This window comes from Nocardia mexicana NBRC 108244 (assembly GCF_001613165.1).
GTDB lineage: Bacteria > Actinomycetota > Actinomycetes > Mycobacteriales > Mycobacteriaceae > Nocardia > Nocardia mexicana.
Genome location: NZ_BDBV01000046.1, coordinates 55,857 through 72,502, shown reverse-complemented (window position 1 = coordinate 72,502; position 16,646 = coordinate 55,857). Strand labels below are relative to the sequence as shown.

The 16,646-nt window shown below is 69.0% G+C and carries 16 protein-coding genes; 7 read left to right on the top strand and 9 right to left on the bottom strand.

The genetic code is table 11. The annotated features are described in order from the left end of the window. Positions 1 to 68 precede the first annotated feature (68 nt). The 9 genes from NM1_RS19020 to uraD form a co-directional block, all read right to left on the bottom strand. A complete protein-coding gene (locus NM1_RS19020) occupies positions 69 to 785 on the bottom strand; it encodes a trypsin-like serine protease (protein WP_068021376.1) in 717 nt (238 codons plus the stop codon). Positions 786 to 913: 128 nt separating this feature from the next. After that, entirely contained in the window at positions 914 to 1,465 is a 552-nt protein-coding gene (locus tag NM1_RS19015) for a CGNR zinc finger domain-containing protein (protein WP_068021374.1), read from the bottom strand. Next, a complete protein-coding gene (locus tag NM1_RS19010; protein WP_068021372.1) occupies positions 1,462 to 2,355 on the bottom strand; it encodes an alpha/beta fold hydrolase in 894 nt (297 codons plus the stop codon). Before NM1_RS19010 ends, NM1_RS19015 begins: the two co-directional genes overlap by 4 nt. Before the next feature lie 210 nt (positions 2,356 to 2,565). Next, entirely contained in the window at positions 2,566 to 3,036 is a 471-nt protein-coding gene (locus NM1_RS19005) for an NUDIX hydrolase (protein ID WP_068021370.1), read from the bottom strand. A 72-nt stretch (positions 3,037 to 3,108) separates the two neighbouring features. Next, positions 3,109 to 3,873: an IclR family transcriptional regulator gene (locus NM1_RS19000; protein WP_373864053.1), complete on the bottom strand. Its 765-nt coding sequence runs from the start codon at positions 3,871 to 3,873 to the stop codon at positions 3,109 to 3,111. 124 nt (positions 3,874 to 3,997) lie between these two features. Continuing rightward, entirely contained in the window at positions 3,998 to 5,347 is a 1,350-nt protein-coding gene (locus NM1_RS18995; RefSeq protein WP_068021368.1) for a nucleobase:cation symporter-2 family protein, read from the bottom strand. A gap of 37 nt (positions 5,348 to 5,384) precedes the next feature. Then, positions 5,385 to 6,287 carry a factor-independent urate hydroxylase gene (pucL, locus tag NM1_RS18990; protein WP_068021366.1) on the bottom strand — a complete coding sequence of 301 codons (903 nt, stop codon included), beginning with the start codon at positions 6,285 to 6,287 and terminating at the stop codon, positions 5,385 to 5,387. 5 nt (positions 6,288 to 6,292) lie between these two features. After that, positions 6,293 to 6,628, bottom strand: coding sequence for a hydroxyisourate hydrolase (gene uraH, locus NM1_RS18985; protein WP_068021364.1), 336 nt, complete (start codon positions 6,626 to 6,628; stop codon positions 6,293 to 6,295). Next, positions 6,625 to 7,122, bottom strand: coding sequence for a 2-oxo-4-hydroxy-4-carboxy-5-ureidoimidazoline decarboxylase (gene uraD / locus NM1_RS18980; protein ID WP_169814288.1), 498 nt, complete (start codon positions 7,120 to 7,122; stop codon positions 6,625 to 6,627). Before uraD ends, uraH begins: the two co-directional genes overlap by 4 nt. Positions 7,123 to 7,643: 521 nt before the next feature. On the opposite strand from uraD, the gene NM1_RS18975 reads away from it, so the two are divergent. The 7 genes from NM1_RS18975 (at position 7,644) to gcl (ending at position 16,447) form a co-directional block, all read left to right on the top strand. Further along, entirely contained in the window at positions 7,644 to 8,453 is an 810-nt protein-coding gene (locus tag NM1_RS18975; RefSeq protein ID WP_068021360.1) for a hydroxypyruvate isomerase family protein, read from the top strand. Positions 8,454 to 8,464: 11 nt separating this feature from the next. Continuing rightward, entirely contained in the window at positions 8,465 to 9,349 is an 885-nt protein-coding gene (locus NM1_RS18970; protein WP_068021358.1) for a 2-hydroxy-3-oxopropionate reductase, read from the top strand. A 5-nt stretch (positions 9,350 to 9,354) separates the two neighbouring features. After that, a complete protein-coding gene (locus tag NM1_RS18965) occupies positions 9,355 to 10,506 on the top strand; it encodes a glycerate kinase (RefSeq protein WP_068021356.1) in 1,152 nt (383 codons plus the stop codon). Positions 10,507 to 11,769: 1,263 nt separating this feature from the next. Further along, positions 11,770 to 13,104, top strand: a complete 1,335-nt coding sequence (gene allB, locus NM1_RS18960) for an allantoinase AllB (protein ID WP_211339340.1) — start codon at positions 11,770 to 11,772, stop codon at positions 13,102 to 13,104. Beyond that, the gene (gene alc / locus NM1_RS18955; RefSeq protein WP_068021354.1) at positions 13,105 to 14,109 is read left to right on the top strand and encodes an allantoicase; all 1,005 of its coding nucleotides are present in this window, start codon (positions 13,105 to 13,107) and stop codon (positions 14,107 to 14,109) included. It abuts the gene before it with no gap. A gap of 16 nt (positions 14,110 to 14,125) precedes the next feature. Further along, positions 14,126 to 14,512 (top strand): allophanate hydrolase-related protein, encoded by a 387-nt coding sequence (locus NM1_RS18950; protein WP_068021353.1) that lies wholly within the window; start codon positions 14,126 to 14,128, stop codon positions 14,510 to 14,512. Positions 14,513 to 14,656: 144 nt separating this feature from the next. Further along, positions 14,657 to 16,447, top strand: a complete 1,791-nt coding sequence (gcl, locus tag NM1_RS18945) for a glyoxylate carboligase (RefSeq protein ID WP_068021351.1) — start codon at positions 14,657 to 14,659, stop codon at positions 16,445 to 16,447. Positions 16,448 to 16,646: the final 199 nt, after the last annotated feature.

Below are 16,646 nucleotides of genomic sequence, written 5' to 3'. Positions count from 1 at the left end.
GTTCACTTTCGCGGCGAGGCGGCAATTTTTGCCGTCTCAGAACGAAAAGTGGATGCTCAGGCCGGATTTCACAGCGGCCGGAAACCAGACCCCCTGGCGTCGGCCTGGTTCAGTTCGTCCAGCACGGCGGTGAATTGATTGGAGACGGTCGGCTCATGAATCGGGTTTCCTGGTCCGGTGCAGGGCAATTCGATGTCTCCGAGGGGCGAGATGCCGCCGTTGATCATTCCGACGAGTTCTTCGCCGCGCAGCACGGGGCCGCCGGAATCGCCGTGACCGGCGCAGATCTGGCTGACCGATTGGACCGGGTCGGCGGTCCACACCACCCCGCAGGTGAATCCCGTGGTGCGGCCGTTCTTGCACAGGATCTCCCCCGCCCCGGCGGGCGCGCCGATCCCGGTCAGCGCCGAGGGGCCGACCTGCCGCACCGGCGTCACACGGTTGGGGTCGAATTCGATTACGGCCCAGTCGTCTTCGACGTCCTGCACCGCGACGAATCCGAGCGGCCCGGCGCCGGGCATCGCCTCCGCGCCGACCAATACCCCGGCATCTTCTGCGCAATGTCCGGCGGTGATTCCGACGAGCTTGTCCTCGCGGTCGTAGCCGATCGCCGTGAGCGTGCACAGCGCCAATTGACGGGGGTTGCTGGTCGTCAGCAGGATTCCCGATCCGCCGCCGATCACCGGCCCGTCGGCGTGCGCCACACCACCGGTCCCGGTCATTCCCGCCGCGACCGCAACGCCGACCACCGCAATCCTCGCCGCAATGCTCCGCACGGTGACCATGACGCTCCCTCCGGACAGATCGGTCAGAGACGCACGCCACGCTACGGGCCGATAGCCGACACGCATGACCGACACTCCGATGCCGTGAGCCGTCCCCGGTCAGGCCGGTACGCGAAGCGGTCTGCCGATCAAGGGTGGGCGGAGCGGAAGCGCGCCGCTTTGGCCTGGTTTCCGCAGGTCTTCATGCTGCACCAGCGGCGGCGCCGGCCGCGGGATGTGTCGAGGAAGAACCAGCCGCAGCGGTCGCAGCTGCGCACCGGCCGGGGTGGCGGACTCAGCACCAGCCTGATTCCCGACAGCGCGACGACGGTGAGCGCGCCCCGGGCGGTGAGCGGTTCCGCGGAACCGTCGGGCCCCACCTCGACATCACTGCCGATGCCGCGACGGGCCGTCTCGAGGAGGCCCGCCAGCGCATCCGAAGGCACCCCGCGCCCGTCGGCTTGCGCCTCGAAGACCACCCAGAAACGTTTCCGCAGTAGTCGCGCTTCGCGCAGGTCGGACCCGTCGAGGCGACCCGAACCGGGCGACGGCAGTTCGGCATGACGCAGCCACGACACCAGATCGTCGACATCGTCGAGCAGATCGGCACCCAGCTCCGGGGTGCGTCGGTAGACGGTATTCGCCAAGTCGAGGGCGATATCGCCGCCGATGAAGTGGTCGTCGCTCCAGGCGGTACTCACGCCCGGACCCCGGCATGGTCGAGCACGTCGCCGACGAAGGTCGCGAGCTGCGCCGACACTTCGGCCGCGTGCGTCTCGAGCAGGCAGTGCCCGGCGTCGTACAGATGAGCGTCGAGGCTGGTCATCTCCCGGTGGTAGGCAAGGACCTCGGCGATGTCGAAGTACGGGTCGTGCCGACCCCACAGCACCAGGCACGGGGGCTGAAATTCCTTGTGGTAGGCCGCGATATCCGCGAAGCGCGCCACATGGTTCCGGTAGTCGTAGAAGAGCTGGAACTGGATGTCGACATTGCCGGGCCGGGCAAGCCGTTCCCAGTCCAGATGCCACGACTCGCACGGATACAGCTCCTGCAGTTCCGGCCGCTGTTCGCCGATGTACTGCTCCCGGGTCCCTTCGAAGTTCAGCCACTCCGGCAGCGCCGCCCTGTTCTCCGCGGTCGGCTCCGCCCAGAACCGGCGCGGCGCATCCCACGCCTCGTGCAGTCCCGCCTCGTGCGCGTTGCCGTTCTGCACCACCAGCCCGAGCACCCGCTCCGGATCCCGCATCGCCATGAAATACCCGACGGGCGTACCGAAGTCGGTCACATAGAGCACATACCGCTCCACCCCCAGTTCATCGATCAGCGCCTCGACCACATGCGACAGTCGCTCGAAGGTGTACTCGTACTCCTCGAGCGGCGGCGCATCCGAAAACCCGAACCCTGGCAGATCCGGCGCAATCGCATAGAACCGCTCCCCGAGCACCGGCAATACGTCCCGAAACGTATACGACGAACTGGGATAACCATGCAGCAACAGCACCGCAGTCGAAGACGGCACCCCCGCCTCCCGATACCGCACCCGCACCCCACCCAACTCCCGCTCCCGATGCCTCGTCTTCGCTACCCGCATCACAACCTCCTTCACCCTCCGGAACCACTAGGCCAAAGTAACCCTACTACCGCTTTATAAAGGTTACCCAAGCTCCGGCGCCTCTATCCCTTGGCCGAGCCGGAATTCTGAATCGCGGGCTCAACCCTGGGCCGTCAGGTCCTTGCCCAGTTCGGCCGTGGCCCCCAGAGCAACGGGATGATCGCGCCCCATGTTCAGGCCGGTGCGAAATCAGCCGAGGTATGGCGTGCTTCGCCCCTCTAAATAGTGGGCCAGCCTGAGTCGCTGCGTGTGATGCATGTCGAGGCTGTCCAGTTCGGCGGGGTCCACGAACCGTAGTTCGGTGGACTCATCGGATATGACGAGATCGCCCCCGATGACACGAGCAAGGAAGCACACGTTGAACTGGCGCCGGACCTCGCCGTCGCTATAGGCAATGACGTGGCGCGGATCGGTGTAAGTGCCGACGAGCCCGGTGAATTCGATGTCGAGACCGGTTTCTTCCTTGACCTCTCGTACCGCGCAGCCGGGGAGGCTGTCGGTCATCTCCATGCCGCCGCCAGGCAGTGCCCATAGGCCGCTGTCAGCGCGTCGTTGAAGCAGGATGCGACCCATGTCGTCGCACACCACGGCGGAAGCAGTGACGACAAGACTGTTCGGCTCTGGTGCGGATGGATCGTCGTAGAACTCGGTGCGCGCCATCGGCTCAGCCTTCCACCGGTCGGGCCGTTTGCCAGACCGCGTCGAAACTGTCGGTATCGGTGTCGAACAGGCTCAGCTCTGGGCCGTCAGGTCCTTGCCCAGGTTGGCCGCGGTCTCCTGGAGTAGCGGAATGATCGCGTCCATGTCCAAGCCGGAGACTCGGGCCTGGGGGCCGGAGATCGAAATAGCTGCGCGCGTAGGGGCATTCGGGATTGCTACGGCGAAACAGCGGACGCCGATTTCCTGTTCGCCGTCGTCTACCGCGTAGCCCTGGATGCGGATGCGGTCGACCTCGGTGCGCATGACCGACGGGTCGGTGATGGTGTGGGTGGTGCGGGGGCTCATGGAGATGCGGGACAGGATGCGGTCGCTCTCCTCGGGCGCCAAGGTCGCGAGGACGGCCTTGCCGACGGCGGTGCAGTGCAGGTCGACGCGCTGGCCCACCTCGGTGAACATCCGCATGGCGTGCGGGGAGGGCACCTGGGCGACGTAGACGACCTGATCGCCGTCGAGCACCGCCATGTTGGAGGTCTCGCCGGTGAGGTCGCGCAGCCGGGTCAGGTGCGGGCGGGCCGAGGCGCCGAGCACCCGGCCGGCCGTCTCGCCGAGACGAATCAGCCTGGGCCCCAAGGAATATCGGCGGGAAGGCTGCTGGCGGATGTAACCGCCGGTGATCAGGGTGCGCAGCAGCCGGTGGATGGTCGGCTGCGGCAGGCCGGACGCCTCGGCCAGCTGCGACAGCGTCGCCTCCCCGCCCGCGTCGGCGACCAGCTCCAGCAGTTCGAAGGCGCGATCGACGGACTGCACCCCGCCGGTCCGCGGACTGGCTTCGGTCACGGCGATCCTTCCTTCATCGGTGGGCATGCCCACCATCTTCGCAGCCGGTTCCGCCTTATGGAAGTTCGCATAGCGGAAGTAGACTTCGATGATACGGAAGAGTAGTGCCGTGACCGAGGCGGGACTAGATGCCCGCCGCCCCCGCAACCCGCTGCGCCCGGATCCGGAACGCCTGGTGCAGCACGATCGCGGTGAGGCAGCCCGCGCTGATCCCCGACCCCATGATCGTAGCCAGCGGACCGGGCAGACCTTCGTAGAACGAGGGAACCACCGTCGGCGTCATGCCGATGAACAGCGACACCCCGACGATCAGCGAGTTCACCGGATCCCCCAGATCCGCCTTGGCCAGGGTGCGGATGCCGCCCGCGGCCACGGTCCCGAACAGCACCAGCCCGGCCCCGCCCAGCACCGGCTTCGGCACCAGCTCGACCACCCCGCTGGCCACCGGGAACAGCCCGAGCAGCACCAGCAGCGCACCGCTGGCGGCCACGATGTAGCGGCTGTACATCCGGCACAGCGCCACCAGTCCGACGTTCTGCGCGAAGGCGCTGCACGCGAAGCCGCCGAGCAGCGCGCTCACCGCGGTGCCGACGCCGACCGCGCGCAGGCCGTCGGCGACGGTCCGCTCCTCCGCGGGCCGGTCCACGATCTCACCGAGGGCCATCATGGTGGCGGTGCTCTCGGTCATCACCACCAGCATCACGATGGACATGGTGACGATCGCGCCGATCTGGAACTGCGGCGCTCCGAAGTGCATCGGCGGCATGAATCCGACGATCTCGGCATCGCGCAGCGGCGCGCTGTTCACCAGGCCGAGCGGCCAGGCCAGCAGCGATCCGACCACCAGGCCGATCAGCAGCGACAGCTGCTTGGCGAAACCCCGCAGGAACCGGTGGCAGACCAGCACCACCAGCAGGGCGGCACCGGCGATCAGCAGATTCTCCATCGGCACCGGCGCCGAGCCGCCCTCCCCCTCGCCGGTACCGCGCACCCAGTTCAGGGTGACGGGCAGCAGCGAGAGACCGATCAGGGTGATCACGGTGCCGCCCACCACCGGCGGGAAGAACCGCCGCAGCCTCGAAAAGTACGGCGCCGCAAGGGTTGCCAGCACACCCGCCACCAGTGTCGCACCGTAGACCGCGGGCAGGGCCGAGCCCGGCGCCGCCGTCTTGGCAATCGCCAGCACCGGCGCCACCGCGGCGAACGACGCCCCGTTCATCAGCGGCAGCCGCGACCCGAATCGCCACCAGCCCAGCGATTGCAGCAGCGTGGCCAGGCCCGCCGTGAACAGGCTGGCGGTGATGAGCATCGCCTGATCGGCGTGGTTCAGCCCGACCGCGGCCCCGATGATCAGCGGCGGCGCCACCACACCCGCGACCATCGCCGCGATGTGCTGGAGTCCGCCCGCGACGAGCTGCCACGGGGGAGGCAGCTCGTCGACCGGATGTCGTACGGGTTCTTCGGCTGCGGCCATCGCCGCACCTCCTGTATTCAGATGGTCAGGCCGCGAGTCAGCAAAAGCCGGGAATCCCGTGCCATGCCGCGCCACGCTCGGTGGCGTCGTCGCGCTCGACCGCGGCCTCGATCAGGCCGTAGGGCCGATCCGCGGCGATGAACACCTCGCCCGGGTTGTCGAGGCCGAAACGTCCTATGTCATAAAGGAAGTGGTGCTTGTTCGGCGCGGAGAACCTGATCTCGGCGACCTCGCGATGCTGCTCGAGCACGGCGCGGCCCATGCTGTAGAGGGTCTGCTGCAGGGCGTAGGAGTGCACGGCGGCGAACTGCCGCAGCAGGATCGAGCGAATGGAGTCGAAAGACTTGTCCCAGTTGACATCCGTGTGGTCGTAGCGCCACCGCGCCACCAGCGAGGTCGCCATGATCCGGTCGCTGGTCTCCTCGAGCGTGGTGTACTTGTCCTTGAAGTAGCCGTGGAACTCCGACCCGGTGGACTTCAGCACCACCAGATCCTTGATGCCCGAGACGACATGCGCGCGCCGATCCGGGCCGACGCCGTCGACGTTGATGACGGTGGTCCGCACGCCGCCGCTCTGCACGAACGAGTGATCGTGGCCGATGCCGTCGACAGGGATTCTGTCCCAGGCATATTCGTCGATCTCGACGCGCGCGCCGTCGGCGCCCGGGCAGCGGGCGATGAAGTGGTCGGCGAGGGTCAGGCCGAAGTCCTCGATCGCCTCCACGCCCTTCTCCTTGGCGAAGGCGAAGACGGTGTTCTTCTGGGTGTCGGTGGGCAGGATGTCGCGCTGGTCCCCGGTGATGTGGGCGTCGGCGAACCGGCCGCGCAGCGCGGAGGAGACGTTGAGGTCGCGGATCTGGTGCCGCGCGGTGTCGCGGAAGACGCGCACGAGGCGGTTTTCGGCCTTGCCGTACTGGTTGGGCCCGAGCTGGATGGCCATGGAAGTCAGCTCCCTCGATAGGTGGAAATGGCGAACGGGGACAGCAGCAGCGGCACGTGGTGGTGCTGCTGCGGATCGGCGACGGTGAAGGTCACCGTCACCTCGGGGAAGAATCGGTCGCGATCGCCGAAATAGCCTGCGGCGTCGAAGATCAGGCGATAGTCGCCGGCGTCCACCCGCTCCGGGCCGATGGCCGCGACCCGGCCGTCGTCGTCGGTGCGACCGGTACCCAGCTCCCGCCAGCCGTCGCCGGCGCGGGCCTCCAGGCGCACGGCGACACCCCGGGCCGGATGACCGGCGGCGGTGTCGAGCACATGAGTGGTAATGGCGCTGCGCGTCATTGAACAACCATCCGTTCCAGCCGCTTTCGTGCGATGGCGGCGAGTTCTCTTCGGGTGACCAGGATTTCGTCGTCCGGCTCGTTGCCGAGCCGTTCCGACAGATCGGCGAGCATCTCGTGGCCGCTGCGGCCCGAGGCGCACACCAGGTAGATGTGGCCGAACTTCTCCTCGTAGGCGAGGTTGCCGTCGCGCAGTTGCGCGGCGAGTTCGGCGTCGGCGGCATCGACGCCCGACTGTTCGCGCGCGGCCCGGGAGCCGGGCGCGGTGGCGGCGCCGATGCGCGGATGGTCGGCCAGCGCCCGGCGGACCTGGCTCTCGGTGAGCGCGAGCGCCGACCGTTCGGCCAGGTCCAGCAGCGCCGAGCGGTCGGCGTAGGGCCGGGCAGCCGCCACCTCGTCGATCCATTCCGCAACGGCCACAACGGGTTCCAGGGCCGCCCGCCAAGTTTCCACGGGCAGCTCGTTGAGCTGGGCGATCGACTGCGATTCCGTCACCGGACGCACCTCCATCCGGAAGACCGGGATAGCTGAACTTCTGCAATGCGGAATTCAAATTCCGTATGACCGAATGTAAGACCGCTCACAACGACTGTCAACGGGTCGGCCGAGGTTCACCCGGATTTCGGCCAAAGTGTTGACCGCCACACTTGGTTGCCGCTACCGTCGAATAGCGGAAGAAAGATTCCATATCACGGAACCACTATCGAGCGTGGTGTCCGGGCATCGACGCCCTCCGTGATCGGTCCGAATATCGCCCCCACCAGGGCATTGCCGGACGCCGACACCTCGACCCGGCGCTCGCCAACCGGCGCCGTCGTTCCGGTGGACGCCGGAACCGAGACGGGACATAGATCCTCGAGTTGCGTCTCCCGTCATTCGCCGGAACGACGGATCGGTCGACAACGACGGTCCCGACGACAGCAACGGGTCCTGTCGACGAGGTCGGACCTCCAAGGACGACGGCGCCCCCAACCCGGCTCACACCGGCGCGGCGGGTCCGACAGAGAAGAGAACGCATGACTGACCAACCACTGCCCTACGCGGTGAACCTGTCCATCCTGTTCAAAGAGATCCCCCTGCTGGACCGCCCCGCGGCCGCCAAGGCGGCCGGTTTCGACGCGGTCGAATTCTGGTGGCCGTTCGACACCGCCACCCCCACCGACGCCGAGGTGGATGCCTTCGTGCAGGCCATCGAGCAGGCCGGTGTGCAGTTGATCGGCCTCAACCTGTTCGCCGGTGACATGCCCGCCGGTGAGCGCGGCCTGGTGTCGTGGCCGGGGCGCGAGCAGGAGTTCGCCGACAGCGTCGCCGTCGCCGTACGGATCGGTCGCCGGCTGGGTTGCCGCGCGTTCAATGCGTTGTACGGCAACAGGATCGACGACGTCGACCCCGGCGAGCAGGACGAGGTGGCGCTGCGCAATCTGGCGCTGGCCGCGCGCGCGATCGCCGAAATCGACGGCACCGTGCTGCTGGAGCCGGTCAGCGGCATCGAGGCCTATCCGCTGAAGACCGCCGCGGACGTGGTCGGCGTGCTCGATCGGGTGCGCGCCGCGCAGGGGGCGGCGAACCTGGGCCTGCTCGCGGATCTGTATCACCTGGCCACCAACGGCGACGACCTGGACAAGGTCGTCGAGCGCTACGGCGACCGGATCGCCCACGTGCAGATCGCCGACGCTCCCGGGCGGCACGAGCCCGGCACCGGCGAACTCGACATCTTCGGCTACGTCGACAAGATCGGCGCGGCCGGATATCGCGGTCATATCGCCGCCGAATACCTCCCCTCCGGCGCCAGCGCCGACAGCTTTGCCTGGCTGCCCACGCGATAAGGAGCAAGTGAATGAGCAAGATCGGTTTCATCGGCCTCGGCATCATGGGTTCGCCGATGGCGGGCCACCTGGTACGAGCCGGACACGAGGTCACCGGCTACACCCTCAACACCGAGGCGCTGGACAAGCTGGAGGCCGAGGGCGGCAAGAAGGCCGAGAACATCGCCGAGGCGGTGCGCGACGCCGAGATCGTGATCACCATGCTGCCCAACCATCCTCAGGTCGAGGAGGTGGTGCTCGGCGAGGACGGCGTCTTCGCGAACGCCCCGAAAGGCGCTCTGCTGATCGACTTCTCGACCATCCGGCCGGAGAGCTCGATCGCGATCGCCGAGGCGGGCGCCAAGGGCGGGTTCCGGGTGCTGGACGCGCCGGTGTCCGGCGGCCAGGCCGGTGCCGAGCAGGGCGTGCTGTCCATCATGGTCGGCGGTACGGACTCCGATTTCGACTCCGCCACAGCGATTTTCGACGCCGTCGGCAAGACCTTCATCCACGTCGGCGAGCACGGTGCCGGGCAGATCGTCAAGGCCGCCAACCAGTTGGTCGTGGGCGGCACCTACGCCCTGGTGGCGGAGGCCATCGTGCTGATGGAGTCGCTGGGCGTCGACGCGGGCAAGGGACTGGACGTCCTCGCCGGTGGCCTCGCGGGCAGTCGCATCCTCGAGCTCAAGCGCAAGTCCATGGTGGCGCGCGAATTCGCGCCCGGATTCCGAATCGACCTGCACCACAAGGATATGGGCATCATCGCCGACGCCGCCCGGCAGGCCGATATCGCCTTGCCCACCGGCGCGCTCGTGGGTTCGCTCATCGCCGCGGGCCGCGCGCAGGGCTACGGCTCGCTCGATCACTCGGCGCTGCTGAAGGTGATCGAGAACCTCAACGGCCGCGGCGAGAAGTAGCAGCCGTGAACGCACCACGAATCGTCCTGGCCCCGGACAAGTTCAAGGGGTCGCTGAGCGCCGGTGCGGTCGCCGATGCGGTGGCCGCCGGGATCCGCCGGGTCCGCCCCGACGCCGACATCCGCTGGGTCCCCGTGGCCGACGGCGGGGAGGGGACGGTGGACGCGACGGTGGCGGCCGGATTCGACCGCGCCACTGCGGAAGTCAGTGGGCCGACGGGCGAGGTGGTGCGGGCGGCGTTCGCGCACAACGGGAACGTCGCGGTGGTGGAGGCCGCCGCCGCGTGCGGGCTGTCGCAGTTGCCGGGCGGCGCTCTCGCCCCGCTCACCGCGACCAGCCTCGGAGTCGGTGAGCTACTCCGTGCGGCACTCGACACCCGATGCGGCACTGTGGTTCTCGGTGTGGGCGGCAGTGCCTGCACCGATGGTGGCGCCGGCCTGCTGGCAGGGCTGGGCGCGGCGCTGCTGGACGCGGACGGGCGTCCGGCGGGTCCGGGTGGCGGTGGTCTGACCGACATCGCCTACCTGGATCTGCACCAGCTCGATCCCCGGATCCACGAGGTGGAGCTGGTGCTGGCCAGCGACGTCGACAATCCGCTGCTCGGACCGGTCGGCGCCGCAAGCATTTTCGGCCCTCAGAAGGGGGCGGGCGCCGGTGCTGTGGCCGCGCTGGAGGCGGGCCTGGCGCATTGGGCCCGGCTGGTCGCCCAGCGCACCGGGTTCGACGCGGCGAGTCGGCCGGGCGCGGGTGCGGCGGGCGGCATCGGGTTCGCGGCGATCGCCGTACTCGGCGCCCGCCGGGCCGGGGGCATCGACGTGATGCTCGACCTGGCGGGCTTCGACCGCAGCCTGAAGGACGCGGACCTGGTGATCACCGGCGAGGGCTCGCTCGACGACCAAACCCTGCACGGCAAGGCCCCTGTGGGCGTCGCCGCCCGGGCCGCTGCGGCCGGGGTCCCCACCGTAGCCGTCGCGGGCCGCACCCTGCTCGACGAGAACCAGCTGCGCTCAGCCGGTTTCGCCGCCACCTACCCCCTCACCGCCCTGGAACCCGACCTCCAGCGCTGCCAGACCAACGCCGCAGAACTCCTGGAGCACCAGGGCGAACGCCTCGCCCAAGCCTTCCTCCCCACCCCCGCCCGAAGCAGCACCCCATGACCACCTCCCACCTCCCGCACCCCCTGCACATTCCCGCACCCCCGCAGACCCTCGTAACCCGTGCGAGAACCAACAACCAGTGCGCGAACAACCGACCCACCACGCGGGCGCCCACCACCCGCGCTGCACACCAGCCTTCACGCACGCCCTGCTGGTTCCCGCACCTCCAACGGGGCCTGCAACCCGTGCGGGAGCACACAAGGCGTGCGCGAACACCATGCCCGCAACGGAAGGCACACCGTTCCTGGGCACACCCACCGCCGAGCACAAGCACAGCCGCACCCCTTATCCGTTCCCGCACCCTTTGCGAGGCTCTGCAACCAGTGCGGGAACGCGCAAGGGGTGCGCGAACACCATGCCCGCAACGGAAGGCACACCCTTCCTGGGCACACCCACCGCCGAGCACAAGCACAGCCGCACCCCTTATCCGTTCCCGCACCCTTTGCGGGGCTCTGCGACCAGTGCGGGAACGCGCAAGGGGTGCGGGAACACCAGCCGCGTCGTTGCGCCCGCCGCGCGGGTGGAAGCCGGAAACCCAGCCGCCGTCGAGGGTTTCCGACTTCCGCCCGCGTGGCGGGGGCAGCCGCCGCGCGACCGGCAGCGCCGCGCCGTCGGTCCTGCGGAGGCCGGGCACCCATCCGCCGTCAATGGGTCCCGACTTCCGCTGGGCCGACGGAGCATCCGTCCAGCCCACGGACCGGGCGGTGCCGGCCGCCCCGGCTCCCCGCCGTCCCCTGTCTCGCCGCCGACCCGACCGTCGGCGCGACACCATCGCCGTGTTCCGCCCGAACCTCGGAATCCGGCACCCGTCGACAGCTGCGCGTCCTCGGCGCCTGTGCCCGGCCCCCGGGCCCGCACCGAGGGCGACGAGAGGCGCAGCCCGCCGACGGGACGGTGCACCGCTGCGACCTGCGGCGAGACAGTCGCTCCGTTGCCGGGCGGCGGGGAGCCACCTCCCGGTATCGCGCATCGACCCGGACTCCGACTGCGCGGGGACGACCCGAGGCGCATCCGGGCGACGAGGCCTGCGCGCGGCGAGCTGCCGCGGGGACGGACCGACACCGCACGGGAAATCGCCCGCCGATATGGCACACCCACCGACCGGCCCTGCACCACGGCGGGCCGCCGCAAGCCGGGACAGGCCGACACCGTGCGGGCTCGTCCGCCTAGCGGCCCTCGCCGACGGGCTCTGTGCCCTAACGACGCGGCGGCAACACAGCCGGATGACCTGGCACCGATCGTCACAGCAGTACAGGAGTAGTCGTGAATACCAACGCACCCAAGGTGTTTCGCGCCCGCCGGGTGATCACGCCCAACGGTGAGGTCGCGGCGTCGGTGGTGGTCCGGGACGGGCGTATCGCCGAGATCGTGCCGTTCGACGCACCGGTCGACGCGACCGACATCGTCGAGGTGTCCGACGACGCCGTGCTGCTGCCGGGCCTGGTCGACAGCCATGTGCACGTCAACGAGCCGGGCCGCACCGCATGGGAGGGGTTCGCCACGGCGACCCGAGCGGCCGCCGCCGGGGGCATCACCACGCTGATCGATATGCCGCTCAACAGCATTCCGGCCACCGTGGATGTGGCGGCCCTGCGGGAGAAGCGGTCGGTCGCGGACGGGCAGTGCCACATCGACGTCGGATTCTGGGGCGGCGCCGTCGGCGACAATCTCGCCGCGCTGCCCGCGCTGGCCGAGGCCGGGGTGTTCGGCTTCAAGGCCTTCCTGCTGCCGTCCGGAGTCGACGAGTTCTGCCATCTGGACGCGGCGCAGCTCGAGGCCGCCGTGCGGGCGGTGGCCGACATCGACGCGACGCTGATCGTGCACGCCGAGGATCCGGCCGTCATCGACGCCGCCCCGCAACCGCACGGCCCCATCTACGCCGACTTCCTGGCCTCACGCCCGACCGAGGCCGAGACCCGCGCCGTCCGCACACTTGTCGAACTGGCCGAGCGATACGACGCGCGGGTGCACGTACTGCATCTCGCCGCCGCCTGCGCGCTGCCGCTGCTGGCGGCGGCCCGGGCGCGCGGTGTGCGGATCACCGCCGAGACCTGCCCGCACTATCTCACCATCAGCGCCGAGCAGATTCCGGACGGCGCAACGGAATTCAAGTGCTGTCCGCCGATCCGCAATCGCGTCAACCAGCAGGGCCTGTGGAACGGGCTGCGCGACAACGTTATCGACTCCGTGGTCAGCGACCACTCCCCCAGCACCGTCGAACTCAAACGGGCGGGCGGCGGCGATTTCGGCAAGGCGTGGGGCGGCATCGCCGGTCTGCAACTCGGCCTGTCCGCGGTGTGGACGGCCGCACCGGACTGGGCCGGACTGACCGATGTCGTGCACTGGATGGCCACCGCCCCTGCCGACCTGGTGGGTCTGAACCACAAGGGCCGCATAGCGATCGGCGCCGACGCGGACCTCTGCGTATTCGCGCCGCACGAGGAGTTCGTCGTGGACGCGGCGGCATTGCAGCACCGCAATCCGATCACCGCCTACGACGGCCGCACGCTGCGCGGCGTGGTGCGATCCACCTGGCTGCGCGGCGAACACATCACCGGCGACCATCCCCGTGGCCGCCTGCTGCAGAAAGGGGTTTAGATGAGTGACTGGGACCGGCTACCCGACCTGGCCGTCCGTCAGGTCGGCGGGAGCGTCGTCGCCGCCAACGACGAATTCTTCGCCGAGCGGGAGAATCTCATCAAGGACGCGGCGCCGGTGTATCGCCCGCACACCTTCAACAACAAGGGCCAGGAGTACGACGGCTGGGAGACGCGCCGCCGCCGCGACGGCAGCGCCGGGCCCGACTGGGCGCTGATCCGGCTCGGCATCGCCGGGGTTCCGGCCGCGCTCGTCGTCGACACCGCGTACTTCGTCGGCAACTACCCGCCGGAGGTGTCCATCGAAGGCACCTGTGTCCCGGGCCAGCCCACGGTCGACGAGCTGCTCGCCGCCGACTGGCACACGGTGGTACCGCGCTCGCCGGTCGAGGGCGACACCCGCAACGTGTTCGAGGTGTCCGACGACCGGCGGCTGACTCACGTCCGGCTGAACATGCACCCCGACGGCGGTATCGCGCGGCTGCGGGTGCACGGCACCGCCGTCCCGGATCCGCAGTGGCTCGACGACGTCCCCTTCGACCTGGTGGCGCTGCGCAACGGCGGCCGGGCCGTCGCCTGCAGCGACGGATTCTTCTCCCCGCCGAACAATATGCTGCAGCCGGGCATTTCGCGGTTCATGGCCGACGGCTGGGAGATGCGCCGCCGCCGCGACGACGGAAACGACTGGGCCACCGTCGCTTTGGCCGCGGAGGCGGTGCCTTCGGTGCTGGAGCTGGACACCACCCACTACAAGGGCAATGCGCCCACCCGGATCTCGCTGGACGGCTACACGCCCGGTGGCGACCTGGTGTCGCTGCTGAAACCCACCGACCTGCAACCCGACGCCCCGCACCGGTTCCGACTCTCGGGCGAACAGCCCGTGAATCAGGTGCGGCTCAACGTCTTTCCCGACGGCGGCATCGCCCGCCTGCGCCTGTACGGACCGCTCACCGCGTCCGGCAGGCAGCACCTGCTCGATCGTTTCACCGCCACATCCGGCAACTGACCGAACGGAGATCCCGATGGTCCTCATGTTCCTCAACGGCGACGGCATGCGCGGCGGCCGCCTGCACGACCAGATCGCGGGCGCGCCGCTGCTGCGCACCGCCCGCAGCGCACCGAAGTACCGCTACTACTCGGTCGGCGACCGCTTTCCCGCCATGATCGCCACCGACGCCGACGGCCGCGCGGTCACCGGCGAGGTCTACGACGTGCCGATGGAAACCCTGCGCGACAACCTGATTCCGGCTGAGCCGCCGGAGCTGGAGCTCGGCCTGATCGAACTGGACGACGGCACCGCCTGCCTGGCGACCGTCCTGCGCAACGACCACCTGGGCTCGCCGGAGCTGATCGATATCTCCGATATCGGCGACTGGCGCGCCTACCGCGGCAACACGGTCACCACCTGACCACGCCGCATCCGTGACCCGGGTGCGGCGGGGAGCACCCCACACAACCGTTCACAGCCGGACGCGGCAGACCGAGGGTGACGGCCCCTCGAGCCGAGCTCGGACTGGAATACCCACTGGCACCGAGTAATTGGAGAACCTGTAATGCCACGCATGCGGGCCGTCGACGCGGCCGTCAAGATCCTGGAGCTGGAAGGCGCCACGCAGGCGTTCGGTCTGCCCGGCGCCGCGATCAACCCGTTCTATTCGGCGCTGCGCGCGCACGGCGGCATCAAGCACGTCCTGGCCCGCCACGTCGAGGGCGCCTCGCATATGGCCGAGGGCTATACCCGGGCCGCGCACGGCAATATCGGCGTGTGCATCGGCACCTCCGGCCCGGCCGGTACCGACATGATCACCGGCCTGTATTCGGCCATCGCCGACTCGATTCCGATCCTGTGCATCACCGGGCAGGCGCCGACCGCGCGGCTGCACAAGGAGGACTTCCAGGCGGTCGACATCTCGTCCATCGCCGCGCCGGTCACCAAGATGGCGGTGACGGTGCTGGAACCGGCGCAGGTGCCCGGCGCGTTCCAGCAGGCATTCCACCTGATGCGCTCCGGCCGTCCGGGTCCGGTGCTCATCGACCTGCCGATCGACGTGCAGCTCGCCGAGATCGAATTCGACCCCGACACGTATCAGCCACTGCCGGTGTACAAACCGGCGGCGACGCGCGCGCAGGCCGCCAAGGCGCTGGACATGCTGACCGCGGCGGAGCGCCCGCTGCTGGTCGCGGGCGGCGGCATCATCAACGCCGGCGCCGAGGACCTGCTGGTGGAACTCGCCGAGCTGCTGCGGGTTCCGGTGGTGCCGACCCTGATGGGCTGGGGCATCATCCCCGACGACCACGAGTTGCAGGCCGGCATGGTCGGGCTGCAGACCTCCACCCGCTACGGCAATGCCACCCTGCTGGCGTCGGACTTCGTCATGGGCATCGGCAACCGGTGGGCCAACCGCCACACCGGCGGGCTCGAAACCTACCGCAAGGGACGCACTTTCGTGCATGTGGACATCGAGCCCACCCAGATCGGCCGGGTGTTCCCGCCCGACTACGGGATCGCCTCCGACGCCAAGGCGGCGCTGGAGCAGATGCTCGCGGTCGCGAAGGAACGCGAGCAGGCCGGAACCCTGCCGGACTACTCGGGCTGGGTGGCCGACTGCACCGAGCGCAAGCGGACCCTGCACCGCAAGACGCATTTCGACAATGTCCCGGTGAAGCCGCAGCGGGTGTACGAGGAGATGAACCGCGCATTCGGGCGCGACACCCGCTACGTGTCCACGATCGGGCTGTCGCAGATCGCGGGGGCGCAGATGCTGCACGTCTACAAGGCGCGCAACTGGATCAACTGCGGCCAGGCCGGACCGCTGGGCTGGACGGTGCCCGCGACGCTCGGCGTGGTCGCGGCGGATCCGGAGGCGAATGTCGTTGCGCTGTCGGGTGATTACGACTTCCAGTTCATGATCGAGGAGCTCGCCGTCGGCGCCCAGTTCAACCTCCCGTATGTGCACGTGCTGGTGAACAACTCCTATCTGGGCCTGATCCGGCAGGCGCAGCGGGCCTTCGACATGGACTACTACGTGCAGCTCGGCTTCGACAACATCAACGCCGACGATTCGATGGGCCAGGCCAAGGGCTACGGCGTCGACCACGTGCGGGTCGCGGAGGGCCTGGGCTGCAAGGCCATTCGAGTCGACAGCCCCGACGAGATCGCCCCCGCCTTCGATCGGGCCAAGCAGATGGCCGCGGAATTCCGGGTGCCGGTGGTGGTCGAGATCATCCTCGAGAAGGTCACCAATATCGCGATGGGCGCCGCCGATATCGACAAGGTCACCGAGTTCGAGGATCTCGCCGAGACCGCCGAGGATGCCCCGACGGCCCTGCTGCCGCTGGCGTGATCCGGCGTTGCGGTCACCGACCACCCCCGAGCCTACCGAGTGAATGTATGTTCGAGTGCGTATGCTGATGGCGTGAATCTCCGACTCCGTCCGGGATGTCCTCGTGGCAACCGTGGGTAGGCGACGGCGCAACCCCCCTCGGGTTGTCGGTGCCCCAGCGGGCGCGCGGATCCGTACTCGGTTGCGTCTAGGACCTGGG